General features: G+C 72.3%; 12 protein-coding genes. 8 read left to right on the forward strand and 4 right to left on the reverse strand.

Going from position 1 to position 13,527, the window contains the following annotated elements; all coding sequences use genetic code 11:
- Nucleotides 1-56: 56 nt before the first annotated feature.
- The gene (locus AC2CJA_RS15475) at nt 57-1,760 is read right to left on the reverse strand and encodes an ATP-binding SpoIIE family protein phosphatase (RefSeq protein WP_484603287.1); all 1,704 of its coding nucleotides are present in this window, start codon (nt 1,758-1,760) and stop codon (nt 57-59) included.
- A 525-nt stretch (nt 1,761-2,285) separates the two neighbouring features.
- On the opposite strand from AC2CJA_RS15475, the gene AC2CJA_RS15480 reads away from it, so the two are divergent.
- The 3 genes from AC2CJA_RS15480 to AC2CJA_RS15490 all read left to right on the forward strand — a co-directional run bounded on the left by AC2CJA_RS15480 (nt 2,286) and on the right by AC2CJA_RS15490 (nt 4,174).
- On the forward strand, nt 2,286-2,624 hold the full coding sequence (locus tag AC2CJA_RS15480) for a cellulose binding domain-containing protein (RefSeq protein WP_484603288.1): 339 nt from the start codon (nt 2,286-2,288) through the stop codon (nt 2,622-2,624).
- Nucleotides 2,625-2,899: 275 nt separating this feature from the next.
- Nucleotides 2,900-3,133, forward strand: a complete 234-nt coding sequence (locus AC2CJA_RS15485; protein WP_484603289.1) for a DUF397 domain-containing protein — start codon at nt 2,900-2,902, stop codon at nt 3,131-3,133.
- Nucleotides 3,134-3,268: 135 nt separating this feature from the next.
- Nucleotides 3,269-4,174 carry a helix-turn-helix domain-containing protein gene (locus AC2CJA_RS15490; RefSeq protein WP_484603290.1) on the forward strand — a complete coding sequence of 302 codons (906 nt, stop codon included), beginning with the start codon at nt 3,269-3,271 and terminating at the stop codon, nt 4,172-4,174.
- Between the two features lie 22 nt (nt 4,175-4,196).
- On the opposite strand, the gene AC2CJA_RS15495 is transcribed toward AC2CJA_RS15490, so the two are convergent.
- The gene (locus AC2CJA_RS15495) at nt 4,197-5,012 is read right to left on the reverse strand and encodes an SAM-dependent methyltransferase (RefSeq protein ID WP_484603291.1); all 816 of its coding nucleotides are present in this window, start codon (nt 5,010-5,012) and stop codon (nt 4,197-4,199) included.
- Between the two features lie 225 nt (nt 5,013-5,237).
- The gene (locus AC2CJA_RS15500; protein WP_484603292.1) at nt 5,238-6,254 is read right to left on the reverse strand and encodes a LacI family DNA-binding transcriptional regulator; all 1,017 of its coding nucleotides are present in this window, start codon (nt 6,252-6,254) and stop codon (nt 5,238-5,240) included.
- A 284-nt stretch (nt 6,255-6,538) separates the two neighbouring features.
- Between AC2CJA_RS15500 and AC2CJA_RS15505 the strand changes: the two genes are divergently transcribed.
- The 4 genes from AC2CJA_RS15505 (at nt 6,539) to AC2CJA_RS15520 (ending at nt 11,478) form a co-directional block, all read left to right on the forward strand.
- Complete coding sequence (locus AC2CJA_RS15505) at nt 6,539-7,837, forward strand: ABC transporter substrate-binding protein (RefSeq protein WP_484603293.1); 1,299 nt, start codon at nt 6,539-6,541, stop codon at nt 7,835-7,837.
- A 115-nt stretch (nt 7,838-7,952) separates the two neighbouring features.
- On the forward strand, nt 7,953-8,969 hold the full coding sequence (locus tag AC2CJA_RS15510; protein ID WP_484603294.1) for a carbohydrate ABC transporter permease: 1,017 nt from the start codon (nt 7,953-7,955) through the stop codon (nt 8,967-8,969).
- Nucleotides 8,970-8,987: 18 nt separating this feature from the next.
- Nucleotides 8,988-9,914 (forward strand): carbohydrate ABC transporter permease, encoded by a 927-nt coding sequence (locus AC2CJA_RS15515; RefSeq protein ID WP_241713994.1) that lies wholly within the window; start codon nt 8,988-8,990, stop codon nt 9,912-9,914.
- A gap of 103 nt (nt 9,915-10,017) precedes the next feature.
- Nucleotides 10,018-11,478, forward strand: a complete 1,461-nt coding sequence (locus tag AC2CJA_RS15520) for a GH1 family beta-glucosidase (RefSeq protein WP_484603295.1) — start codon at nt 10,018-10,020, stop codon at nt 11,476-11,478.
- A 76-nt stretch (nt 11,479-11,554) separates the two neighbouring features.
- On the opposite strand, the gene AC2CJA_RS15525 is transcribed toward AC2CJA_RS15520, so the two are convergent.
- Nucleotides 11,555-12,208, reverse strand: coding sequence for a hypothetical protein (locus AC2CJA_RS15525; protein ID WP_484603296.1), 654 nt, complete (start codon nt 12,206-12,208; stop codon nt 11,555-11,557).
- Between the two features lie 544 nt (nt 12,209-12,752).
- Here AC2CJA_RS15525 and AC2CJA_RS15530 point away from each other — a divergent pair.
- Nucleotides 12,753-13,527: HAMP domain-containing protein (locus tag AC2CJA_RS15530; protein WP_484603297.1), on the forward strand; the 775-nt coding region annotated here is incomplete at its 3' end.

Consider the following 13,527-nt stretch of genomic DNA (forward strand, 5'->3'; position numbering starts at 1 on the left):
GACCGGGGCAGCCTCCCGGCCGCCCCGGTCCGCACGCCGCCCCCGGCGCGGGCCCCTCAGGAGACGGTGCGGGGGATGTCCTGCTCCGCCCAGACGACCTTCCCGCCGGGAGTGCGGCACGAACCCCAGTTGCGGCTGAGCATGTTGACCAGCTGCAGGCCGCGTCCGCCCTCGTCGCTGAGCTCCGCGTGCTGGATCTGGGGCAGGTCGGGGCCGGTGTCGGACACCTCCAGCGTCAGCCTCTCGTGCCGCATCAGACGCAGCTGTCCGGGCCCGCCGCCGTACCGCAGGGCGTTGCCGACCAGCTCGCTGACGACCAGCTCGGCGATGTCGGAGAGTTCGTCCAGGCCCCAGCGGGCGAGCCGTTCGGTGACCAGCGAACGGGCCACGGACGCGGCGGTGCCGTCCGGCGGCAGCGGCCACACGCACAGGTCGGTGCCCGGCGGCAGCTTCCCGCCCGCGGCCACCAGCAGGACGGACTCGTCCAGGCGCTCCTCGCTCCCCGGCGTGATCCCGCCCGGGTCCCGGTTCTCCAGCAGCCGCTCGACCAGCTCCGGAGCGGTCCTCGCCAGCTGCCGCAGCTGTGCGTCGATGTCCCCCCGGCGTGTCTTGACCAGACCGTCGGTGTACAGCACCAGCCGGCTTCCGGCCGGCACCTGGACGGTGGTGGTGTCGTAGGGGATCACCCCGGCGCCCAGCGGCGCGCCGGCGGGCACCTCGACCCGCGAGACGGTGCCGTCGGCGTCCACCAGCAGCGGCGGCATGTGACCGGCGCCGGCGATGGTGCAGCTCGCGGTGGCCGGGTCGTAGACGGCGCACAGGCAGGTGGCGACCTGGTCGTCCTCCAGATCGCGGGCGGCCAGGTCCAGCCGGGCCAGTACGCGGTCGGGGGCGGTGTCCAGGGCCAGGAGCGTGCGGCCGACCGTGCGCAGCCGCCCCATCGCGGACGCCGCGGGCACCCCGTGGCCCATGACGTCCCCCACCACCAGGGCCGTGCGGCCGCCGGGCAGGGCGACCACGTCGAACCAGTCGCCGCCGACTCCGCCGGGGTCGAGACTCGGCGTGTAGTGGGTGAGCACCTCCAGGCCCGGTGTGTTCGGTGTGGCACGGGGCAGCAGGCTGCGCTGGAGGGAGAGGACGTGCTCGCGCTCGCGTCCGTAGAGGCGGGCGTTGTCGATGAAGACCGCCGCCTTGGAGGCCAGTTCCGTCGCCAGCTCGACATCGGCGCGGGTGAACGGGGGGCTGCCGGGACCGCGGATGAAGTCGGCGACCCCGAGCAGCACACCGCGGGCGGTCAGCGGCACGGCCATGTAGCTGTGCACCCCCGCCTGACGCAGCTTGAGCGCCGCGCTGGGCGTCGGGGCCACCTGGGCGTAGTCGTCGCGCCTCATCCGGCTCAGCAGGACCGGCTCCTGGGCCCGCAGACAGTGGACCGAGAGCAGCGTCTGGGGGTGGAAGGAGAGCTCACCGGGCTCGTCCGGCTCCAGGTCCTCCAACTCGACGATCGAGGACACCGCGACGGCCCGGGTCACCGGCGGCTCCGGTCCCGTCCACCGCTCGCCGCCCCCGCCGCGCAGCACCGACTCCAGCAGGTCGACGGCCGCGCCGTCGGCCAGCCGGGGGACGGTGAAGTCGGCCAGTTCCTGGGCGGTCCGCTCCAGGTCGAGTGTCGTGCCGATCATGGTGCTCGCCTGGTTGAGCCAGGCCAGGCGGCTGCGGGAGGCACGGGGACGGGCCAGGGCGGCTGTCGCGCGGCGCATGCGCACGGGTGTCCGGCCGCCTCGCACGGGTCGACGCCGCCGGTGGCCACCGCTGCCGTTCGCTGTCACGACTCTCCCCACTCGCACCCCGCCACTGGCGCCTCAAGGGTCTTCCAGGCCGTGGGCGGCGGCTTGTCGGGAAGAGGGGCGTTGAGCCGGACGGAAGCGCCTGCTCGCTCCCGCCGGCCCGCCCGAGGCTCAGCGACCGTTGACGGGTGCCGATCATCGCACACGGCCACCGGCCGCGAACCGCTTTCCGGGAGTCCCGGACCCTTCCACGGCGAGGGCCGCCGCCCTGTCCTTCGAGGGTAGGGCAGCCGCCCCGGGGACGCCCCCGGGCGGCAGGAGCGGTTCCGGGCCCCGGGTTCTTGGCGCGTCGCCGCCACAGTGGCTTGATTTTTCTTCTGGGAGCGCTCCCCTTTCGTCGGAAGGACGACCATGCGCAGCGGACACCTCTCACGGGCGGCCCGGGCCGCCCTGGCAGTGTTACCCGGGTTACTCGGATTCCCCGGCCTCCTCGGCCCGATGGGGGCGGGCAGCGCGGCGGCGGCTCCGGTGGCCGCCTGTGCCGCCCCGCTCCATGTGGCATCGAGCCGGCAGGGCGGCCACCAGGGCGAGGTGACGGTGAGCGACACGGGGACCGGGCCGATCTCGGGCCGGACGGTCCGGATCGCCCTGGACGGCGGCGGACGGATCACCCGGGCGTGGAACGGAATCCTCGGGGCCGGGGCGGACGGAGCCGCCACCGTGCGCGACGCCGCCCGGAACGGACGGGTCCCCGCCGGAGGCGATGCGTCCTTCGGCTTCCTGGCGTCCGCCGGCCCCGCCTCGGCGGCCGTCGCCTGTACCCCCGTCACGGCCTGACCGCTGCCGGGCTCGTACGGACGGAAGGCCGCCCGTACGAGCCCGGCAGACGCCGCCGAACCGGCGGTCGCCGCCCTCTCCGGCGCCGTCTGTCGGAGAAACCGGCACAGGGCAGGTCCGCCGGGACTACTATCCTCGACTGTCATATGGCACTGCAATTACATCTGCAAGCGCAGATGTAATTGCAGTGCCGCTGACGCCGATACGCGGAGCAACGGAACGTCATGGACCGCGACCCGGCCAGAGAGGGCGGCCGTGGCCAGTGAGGGGCGACAATGCAGCAGATCGTCAACGGCATGCCGGCCGCGGAGCTCAAGGGTGCGGTGTGGCGCAAGAGCCGCCGCAGCAGCATGGGCAACTGCGTCGAGCTGGCCCCGCTGCCCGGCGGCGCGGTGGCCGTGCGCAACTCGCGCCACCCGGAAGGCCCCGCCCTCGTCTACACCCGCGAGGAAATGACGGCCTTCCTCCGGGGCGCCAAGGACGGCGAGTTCGACGACATGGCCGGCTGAGCCGCGACCGGGCGGAGCGGGAGGGAAGGGCTCCGCCGGATCGGCCGATCCGGCGGCTCCTCGGGGGCATCGCCGTGCGGTGCGGCGGCGGCGGTGGCACACTGAGTGTCCGCCCCCTCACCCAGGAGAGCACGCATGGCCGCCGGAACGAGCCGCTCCTTATCGATAAAGCACTATATCGAACATCCCAAGGGCAGCCCGACGGTGCTGCGCCTGGTGGTCGGCTCCCAGCTGCGGCGGCTGCGCAAGGAGCGCGGCATCGATCTGGAGGAGGCGGCCAAGGCGATCCGCGGCTCCGCCGCCAAGGTCAGCCGCCTGGAGCGGGGCCAGGGCGCGTGCAAGGAGCGCGACGTCGCGGACCTGCTCACGCTCTACGGGGTGCTGGACGAGGGCGGGCGGGCGGACTTCCTCGCCCTGACCCGCCAGACGGGCGCCCGCGGGTGGTGGCACCGCTACAGCGACGTCCTCCCCGAGTGGTTCGAGCGGCACCTCGGGCTGGAGGAGGCCGCCGAGGTCATCCGCACCTACGAGGTGCAGTTCGTCCCGGGTCTGCTGCAGACGGAGGAGTACGCCGCCGCGGTGGCCCGCCTGTGCCATCCCCACGCCTCCGCCCAGGAGAACGGCCGGCGGGTCCGGCTGCGCATGGAGCGGCAGACGCTGCTGACCCGGCCGGACGCCCCGCGCCTGTGGGCGGTCCTTGACGAGGCCACCCTGCGGCGTCCGCTCGGCGACGCCGGGGTGATGCGCGGTCAGCTGCGCCATCTGATCGAGGCGGCGCGGCGGCCGAACGTCACGCTGCAGGTCGCGCCGTTCGAGACCGGCGGCCTGGCCGCGGTGGGCGGCCCGGTGACGATACTGCGCTTCCCCGAGCCGGACCTGCCCGACGTGGTCTACCTGGAGCAGTTGACCAGCGCCCTCTACCTGGACAAGGAGGAGGACGTCGACCACTACCTGTCCATCATGGACCGGCTGTGCGCGGTCGCCGAGACCCCGGTGAGCAGCGTGGAGTTCCTGGAGGAGCTCCTGGAGGGCCTCGGCTGAGCCGCGGAGCGGGCGCAGGGCGTCAGGGCAGGCGGGCGACGCCCCCGAACTCCTTCCACTCCCAGGTGCGCTGCCGGGGACCCACGTCCGAGTCCGGCCGCCAGGTGGAGACCTCCACCAGGCCGGGCTCGAGGATCTCCAGTCCCTCGAAGAACCGCTCGACCTCGTGCGGCTCCCTGACCCTGCCCCAGTTGCCACCGGTGCTCTCGTCCATGAACTCGGTCACGGACCTGCGCGTCTCGGCGTCCTCGCTGACCAGCTGGCAGATCACGAAGAGACTCCCCGGCGCCAGCCGGCCGGCCACCCGCTTGATCACGCCGGCCGGGTCGGCGGAATCGGGGACGCAGTGGAAGACGGAGTTGAACAGGGCGGCGACGGGCCGGTCGAAGTCGATCAGCCGGACGGTGTCCGGGTGGTCCAGGACACCGTAGGTGTCGCACATGTCGGCCTGGATGACGGCGGTGTTCTCGTTCTCCGCCAGCAGCGCGCGGCCGTGGGCCAGCACGATGGGATCGTTGTCCACGTACACCACCCGCGCGTCGGGGTCCACCCGCTGCGCGATCTGGTGCACGTTGTCCTGGGTGGGCAGGCCGGAGCCGTGGTCTATGAACTGCCGGATCCCGTACTCCCGCGCCAGGACGCGCACCACGCGCCGCAGGAAGCGGCGGTTGTTGAGCGCCAGCGCCTGGGTGCTGGGGACGACCTCCAGAAGCTTCTCGGCCGCCTCCCGGTCGACGGCGTAGTTGTTCTTGCCGCCCAGATAGTAGTCGTACATGCGCGCGGCAGTGGGGACGGTGATGTCGATCCTGCTGGTGAGGGGTTCCCTGGACTGACTCATCCGGGCCTTCACAACCTTCCGCCTGGGAGATGTGTCGAGGACGGGGCGGCACCCGCCGAATGGGGCCCCATGCTGCCAGGCGCGTCCCCTCCCCGCTGCGGAAAGCGGACACTCGCCGGTCGCTTTCCGCGGCGCGCTCCGGGGGACCGGCCGGGAGCAACTCCCTTGGTCACGCGGTCGGTCGGGCCAAGGCGGGGGAGAGCGCACGGAGCCGCGCGGACGGCGTCAGGTGGAGTCGCGCACGACGAGCGAAGTGGGGAGCACCATGTGCCGCCGCACGCCGCCTGGTTCGCCGATCTCCCGCAGCAGCAGTTCGGTGATGGCCCGTCCGATCTCCTCGACGGGCTGCCGCACGGTGGTCAGCGGCGGGTCGGTGTGCCGGGCGACGATCGAGTCGTCGAAGCCCACCACCGCCACGTCGTCCGGCACCCGCCGCCCCCGGCGGCGCAGTTCGGTCAGGGCGCCCGCCGCCATCACGTCGGAGGCGGCGAAGACCGCGTCCAGCCCGGGGCGGCGCTCCAGCAGCCCGTGCATGGCGAGGCGCCCGCCCTCCTCGGTGAAGTCGGCGGGGGCGGCCAGTTCCCCGCGAGCCTCCCGCCCGGCCTCGCCCAGCGCCTCCCGCCAGCCCCGCAGACGGCTGTCGGCCACGTCCATGTCCGGCGGTCCGGCGATGGTGGCGATCTCGCTCCGTCCGCGCTCGATCAGGTGGCGCACCGCGTCGTGCGCGCCTCCGACGTTGTCCGAGTGCACATGGTTCAGCGACTCGGCCGGGGAGCGGCGCCCGGCCAGGACGGTCGGCAGCCCGAGCTTCCCCAGCAGACCGGGCAGCGGATCGTCGCGGTGGACCGAGACCAGCAGCACGCCGTCCACCCGGCGCGCGGTCAGGAAGCGGGTGAGCTGGTCCATCTCGCGCTGGTCGCGGACCAGGGTGAGCAGCAGCTGGATCTGGGTGCCGGCCAGCACGCTGCTCACCCCGCGGATCACGGCGGAGAAGTAGGGCTCCGCTCCCAGCCGGCTCTCCGACTCGGGTATGACCAGGGCGATGGAGTCGGTCCTGCTGGTCACCAGCGACCGTGCCACGGAGTTGGGCACGTAGCCCAGTTCGGCGATCGCCCTCTGCACCGCCGCCCTGGCCTCGTCGCTGACCAGACGGGAGCCGTTGAGGACGCGGGAGACGGTGGTGCGCCCCACTCCGGCCCGGGCGGCCACGGTCTTGATGGTCGGCCGCCGAGTGGCCCCCATGGCGTACCCGCCTCCTTTTGCTTCCGTCGCGCCGCGCACGGCGCTCAACAGCGCATTGTGTCAGACGGCCGTGCGGCCACCGATGTGGCGCCGGTGGCCGCCGAGGGCTCGGCGGATAACGGATTCGGTTCCCGTCCTTGACAGCGAACGTTCCTGGCGGAGAGTCTTCCACAACCTGATGGGAACGCTCCCATCCCGAATGGGAACGATTCCACCCACCGGGCCCGTGCGGCCCGGCGGAGCCGCACCGCGGTGATCCCGTCACCGCCCGCAAGGAGGACGTCATGGGCAGTGCCCACAAGCTGTTCGGTACAAGAGTCGTGGCCGTCGCGTCGGCTGCCGCCCTCGCGCTCGTGGCGGGCTGCTCGGGCGGCGGCGACGGCGACGGAAAGACCGAGGACGGCAAGACCGTCATCACCATGGGGCTGTTCGGCGTCATGGGCATCAAGGAGACCGGCCTCCTCGAGAAGTACATGGAGGAGAATCCGGACATCGTCATCGAGTCCGAGATAGCCGGCGACGAGCAGACGTACTACACCGCGCTGCAGACCCGCCTGGCCGCAGGCAGCGGCCTCAAGGACATCCAGGGCATAGAGGTGGGCCGCGCCAAGGAGCTCGCCGACACCCGGGCCGACAGGTTCGCCGACCTCTCCGGCGTCCCGGACACCGACCACTTCCTGCCCTGGAAGCAGAGCCAGGTCACCACCGGCGACGGCAGGGTGATCGGCCTGGGCACGGACATCGGCCCGATGGCCGTCTGCTACCGCAAGGACATGTTCGAGCAGGCGGGTCTGCCCGCCGACCGCGAGGAGGTCGCCGCGCTCTGGGACGGCGACTGGGCGAAGTACGTCGAGGTCGGCAAGGACTTCAAGGACGGTTTCAAGGGCGACGCCGCCTACATGGACAGCGCCAGCGGCCTGTTCAACGCCATGATCTACGGCAGCTCCGAGCAGTTCTACGACAAGAGCGGGAAGCTGATCTACCAGGACAACCCGGCCATCAAGGACGCCTGGGAGCTGGCCACCGGAGCGGCCAGGGACGGTCTGACGGCCAAACTCCGACAGTTCCAGCCCGGCTGGGACCCCGGCCTGGCCAACGGCAGCTTCGCCACCGCCGTCTGTCCGGCGTGGATGCTCGCCCACATCAGCGAGAAGGCCGGTGAGGCCAACAAGGGCAAGTGGGACATCGCCAAGGCCCCCAAGGGTGCCAACTGGGGCGGCTCCTTCCTCGGGGTCATGGAGAACAGCCCGGTGAAGGAGGAGGCCCGGAAGCTGGTGGCCTGGCTGACCGCGCCGGAGCAGCAGGAGCACATCTTCAAGGAGATCGGCAACTTCCCCTCCTCCGCGAAGGCCCTGGAGTCCCCGGCGGTGACCGAGGCGAAGTCCGAGTACTTCAACAACGCCCCGATCGGGCAGGTCTTCGGCGCCGCGGCCCAGGACATCCCCGACGAGCAGGTGCTCGGGCCCAAGGACGGCACCATCAAGGACACCTTCTCCCAGGGCCTCCAGCTCGTCGAACAGGGCAAGAGCCCGGCCGAGGCGTGGGAGACCACCGACGAGCGCATCAGGAAGGCCGTCGACTGACCCGGCCTCCTCTCTCCGGGGCCCCGGCCACCGCCTCCCCGCGCGGCCGCCGGGGCCCCCGGTCCCACCGCCCTCACCCTCCTCCACCACGCACTCCCCAGGAAGGAAGCCCTCCGTGGCCACCTCCACCCCGGCATCCGGCCTCGGCGGGCCGCAGAGCGGGCCGGCCGGCCCCGCCAAGGAGAGTCCCGACGGCCGGAACGGGGCACGCCCCCGACGGTCGCGGGGCGCCCTCCTGCACCGTTTCGACATCAAGGCGGCCCCCTACGCGTTCGTCGCCCCCTTCTTCGTCGTCTTCGGCGCCTTCAGCCTCTACCCGCTGCTCTACACGGCCTGGATCTCCCTCCACGACGTGGAGCTGGCGACCATGGACATCATGGAGTGGGAGGGCTTCGGGAACTACTCGCAGCTCTGGCAGGACGACCGCTTCTGGAACGCGCTGGCGAACACCTTCACCATCGGTGTGCTCTCCACCGTCCCGCAGCTGCTGATGGCCCTGGGCCTGGCGCACCTGCTGAACTACAGGCTGAAGGGATCGGCGTTCTTCCGGGTCGCGGCCCTGACTCCCTACGCGACCTCGATCGGCGCCGCCGCGCTGGTGTTCACCATGCTCTTCGAGCGCGACTTCGGAATGATCAACTGGTTCCTGAGCCTGTTCGGAATCGACAACGTCGACTGGGAGAGCAGCAAGTGGCCCGCCCAGTTCGCGATCTCCTCCATCGTGATCTGGCGCTGGACCGGCTACAACGCCCTGCTGTACCTGGCCGCGATGCAGGCCATTCCGCAGGAGCGGTACGAGGCGGCGGCCATCGACGGCGCCTCGCGCTGGCAGCAGTTCACCAAGGTCACCATCCCCGGCATCCGTTCCACGATCGTCTTCACCATCGTGCTGTCCACCATCGGAGCCACCCAGCTCTTCGGCGAGCCGCTGATCTTCGGACAGGGCCCGAACGGCGTCAGCGGCGGAGCGGACAACCAGTACCAGACGCTCGGCCTGCTGCTGTACGAGGAGGGCTGGAAGAACTACGAGATGGGGCGGGCCGCCACGGTCGCCTGGGCGATGTTCCTCCTGCTCATCCTCGCCTTCGTCCTGCAACGCGTCGTCAGGCGCGTCAAGTCCCGCACGTCCTGACCAGGGAGCGGTAATCCCATGACCACCGACACCGCCCGCCCCCGGGCGGACGTACCCGAGCCGCTCGCGGACACCCTCGCGCCCACGAGCCGCCGGATCCGCCTGTCCCTGCGCCCGAAGGCCGGACAGCAGCGGAAGGCCGGGCCCGTCGCCTACGCGCTGCTCGGTCTGGCCGCGCTGCTCTCCCTGTTCCCGCTGTACTGGACGATGGTGGCGGCCTCCACCGACAACACCCGGGTCTCCCAGACCCCGCCGCCGTTCCTCCCCGGCCCCAACCTGCTGAAGAACCTCTCGGCCGCCTGGGAGGACGCGGCGATGGGCACGGCGCTGGTCAACAGCCTCATCGTCGCCATGACGATCGCCCTGTCCACCGTCCTCTTCGCCACCCTGGCCGGTTTCGCCTTCGCCAAGCTGCGCTTCCGCGGGCGCAACATCCTGCTGATGCTGGTCATCGGCACGATGATGGTGCCGCCACAGCTCAGCGTGGTGCCGCTGTTCATGATGATGACCGAGCTGGGCTGGGGCCAGAAGCTGCCCGCCGTCATCTTCCCCACCCTGGTCAGCGCCGTCGGCGTGTTCTTCATGCGGCAGTATCTGCTGGAGGCGCTGCCCGACGAGCTCATCGAGGCCGGCCGGGTGGACGGCGCGCACAGCCTGCGGATCTTCTGGAGCATCGTCCTGCCGGTCGCCCGCCCGGCGATGGCGGTGGTCTTCATGATCACCTTCGTGCACGCCTGGAACGACTTCTTCTGGCCGTTCATCGTGCTCGACATGACCAACCCCACGATCCCCGTCGCCCTCACCCAGCTCAGCGCGGGATACGTGCGCGACCAGTCGCTCATCATGGCCGGCGCGCTGCTGGGCACCCTGCCGCTGCTGGCGATGTTCGTCGTCTTCGGCAAGCAGATCGTCGGCGGCATCATGCAGGGCGCGGTCAAGGGCTGACGCCCCGCCCGGGAGACCCGGACACCCCGCGGTCCCGGGCCCCACCATCCCGATCCCGCCCCCGACCCCACCTCTTCGACAGAACCGATCCGGAAGGACCTTCGTGGCCACCGCATCCCGTCCAGCCGAACCCGCCCCGGCGACCCGGAGCGCCCGGGTGTTCCCGCCCGGTTTCCTGTGGGGCACCGCGACCGCCGCCTACCAGATCGAGGGAGCCGCCGCCGAGGGCGGCCGCACCCCCTCCATCTGGGACACCTTCTCCCGCACCCCCGGCAGGACGCGCAACGGCGACACAGGGGACATCGCCTGCGACCACTACCACCGCTGGCGCGAGGACCTGGAGATCATGGCCGACCTCGGCGTGGGCGCCTACCGGTTCTCCGTCTCCTGGCCGCGCGTTCAGCCCGGCGGCAGCGGCCCCGCGTCCCGCGAGGGGCTGGACTTCTACAGCCGCCTGGTGGACGGACTGCTGGACAAGGGCATCCAGCCCGTCGTCACCCTCTACCACTGGGACCTGCCGCAGGAGCTGGAGGACGCCGGCGGCTGGCCGGAGCGCGCCACCGCCGAGCGGTTCGCCGAGTACGCCTCCCTGGTCGCCGGCGCGCTCGGCGACCGGGTGGAGCGCTGGACCACCCTCAACGAGCCCTGGTGCTCGGCCTTCCTCGGCTACGGCTCGGGCGTCCACGCCCCCGGCCGCACCGACCAGGCGGACGCCCTGCGCGCCGCCCACCACCTCAACCTCGCCCACGGGCTGGGCACCCAGGCACTGCGCGCCGCCCTCCCGGCCTCCGCGCAGACCTCCGTCACGCTCAACCTCCACCATGTGCGGCCCCTGACCGGCGACCTTGCCGACACCGACGCCGCACGCCGCATCGACGGCGTCGCCAACCGGGTCTTCACCGGCCCCATGCTGCGCGGGGAGTACCCGCAGGACGTCCTGCGGGACACCGCGCACCTGACGGACTGGTCGTTCGTGAGGGACGGGGACCTGGCCGACATCCACCAGCCGCTGGACTTCCTGGGCGTCAACTACTACAGCCCCACCCTCGTATCAGCCGCCTCCGGCCCCGGAACCCACAACGCCGACGGGCACGGCGCGAGCGAGCACAGCCCCTGGCCGGGCGGCGACGACGTCGCCTTCCACAGCACGCCCGGCGAGACCACCGCGATGGGCTGGACGGTCGACCCGACCGGCATGTACGACCTGCTGCTGCGGGTCCGGGACGACTTCCCCGGCACGCCGGTGGTCATCACCGAGAACGGCGCCGCCTTCGACGACTACGTCGACCCCGAGGGCCGCGTCCTGGACTCGCGGAGGATCTCCTACCTCCACGGCCATCTGGCGGCGGTGCACCGGGCCATCGAGTCGGGGGTGGACGTGCGCGGCTACTTCCTGTGGTCCCTGCTGGACAACTTCGAGTGGGGGTACGGCTACAGCAAGCGGTTCGGCGCGGTGTACGTGGACTACGCGACCGGCAGGCGCATCCCCAAGTCCAGCGCCCACTGGTACGCGAAGGTGGTCCGCGACGGCGCCCTGCCGCCGGAGGCCGGTGCGGAGGCCTGACCGCTCTCCGGCGACCCCGGTCGCGGGCCCGGTTCCGATCCGCCGGGCGGGCCCGCGGCCGGCTGTTCCCGGGAGGTCAGGCGGGGCGCGGTCCGCCGTCCCCGCGCCCCTCCCGCACGACCTCGTCGGCGTCGAAGGGCTCCAGACCCAGCGGGGGACCGGGCGGCGGCATCCGCAGTGCCGCGCGGATCCTCTCGTTGATCCCCGCCAGGATCCGCCGCACCTCCGGCTCGGAGCGGGCCCGGCGGGCGGCGGCCAGGGCGTCCTCCGCCTCCACGGTGTCCGCCTCCGCCGCCTTGTCCTCGTCCACCGCCGCGGCCAGGCCCTCGACGGCGAACGCGTCCAGGGCCCCCTGCCGCAGCTCGCCGCCGATCAGCCGGACGAGGAAGCGCTGCTCCTCGCCGGTGGCGGCGGACAGCAGCCCGCGCAGCAGCCGTCCGCGCTCGGCCTGGGCTCCCCGGCCCGAGACGGCGGCGATCGCGTCCAGGGCCTGGTGCACATCCGCCACCGACAGCGACGGCGCGTCCGCCGGGGGCACGGTCGGGCTCGGCGTCCTCCAGCCGATCCCGGTCCTGCGCTGGGGGAGTCTGCCCGCCAGATAGGTGATGACGACCGGGGCGTCCTCGGGCCCGGTCCCGCGGAACAGCCCGGCGAGCAGGGCGACCTTCTCCGTGCGCGAGGAGGTCTGCGCGATCAGGCGGGAGACCCGGGCGACTTCGGCCAGCAGCATGTCCCCCATCCTCACCCGGACGGATGTCACCGGTGCCGAACGGCGCGCGGAAGAAGAGATGTGCCGGGACCGGTGACTTCCGGCGTACCGGCGGGTCCGGACCCGTGAGGCCCGTCGTCGTGGCCGTCTTCCCGTCCGTGACCGGCCGCGCGTTCCACCACGAGTGGGCCGAGGCCCGCCGCGGCGGACAGCGCATGACCTGAGCCCGGGGGGGGGGGGGGGGGGGGGGGGGGGGGGGGGGGGGGGGGGGGGGGGGGGGGCGGGCCGCCGGCCCCGCGCCCGCGCCCGCGGCGGCCCGCCGCCCCCCCCCCCCCCCCCCCACCGCCCGAACGCCAACCTCCGACGACCATCCGGACGTTCGCAGAAGCGTGGGTTCGGTGACCGTTCTGCGGTGAGGTAATCTTACCGTGTCTGCACGTTTGCCGGATGACAAACGTGACGGCCTGTGAACGTGGTGTCACCGCCCCGCCTGCCCGTCCGGATGCGACCGCAGGAGCACGGCACGTGACGAACCCGGTGGCGGACGAGCGGAGCGATGGCGGACATGGCTGACACCACGGTTGGCGAGCCGCGCCCGGCGGAGTGCGGCAGGAGCACCGGCAAGGCGGGGGAGCGGGAGCTGAGACAGCTCCTGGCCGGCCTGACGGCCGTCCGCGACGGAGACTTCGGCACCCGGCTGCCGGACGGCGCCGACGGAGTCCTCGGCGAGATCGCCACGGTCTTCAACGGCATGGTGGACCAGCTGTCGCTGTTCACCTCCGAGGTGACCCGCGTCTCCCGCGAGGTCGGCAGCGAGGGACGCCTGGGCGGCCAGGCCCAGGTGCCCGGCGCCGGCGGGGCCTGGCGGGACCTGACCGACTCGGTCAACTTCATGGCGGGCAACCTCACCACCCAGGTGCGCTCCATCGCCCAGGTGACCACCGCCGTCGCCAAGGGCGACCTCTCGCAGAAGATCCGGGTGGACGCGCGCGGGGAGATCCTGGAGCTGAAGGAGACCATCAACACGATGGTCGACCAGCTCTCGGCGTTCGCCGACGAGGTCACGCGGGTGGCGCGTGAGGTGGGCACCGAGGGCAAGCTCGGCGGCCAGGCGGACGTCAAGGGCGTCTCCGGCACCTGGCGGGACCTGACCGACTCGGTCAACTTCATGGCCGGGAACCTGACCGGCCAGGTGCGCTCCATCGCCCAGGTCGCCACCGCCGTCGCCGAGGGCGACCTCTCGCAGAAGATCCGGGTGGACGCGCGCGGGGAGATCCTGGAGCTGAAGGAGACCATCAACACGATGGTCGACCAGCTCTCGGCGTTCGCCGACGAGGTCA

Source organism: Streptomyces sp. ATLC9 (assembly GCF_057196705.1).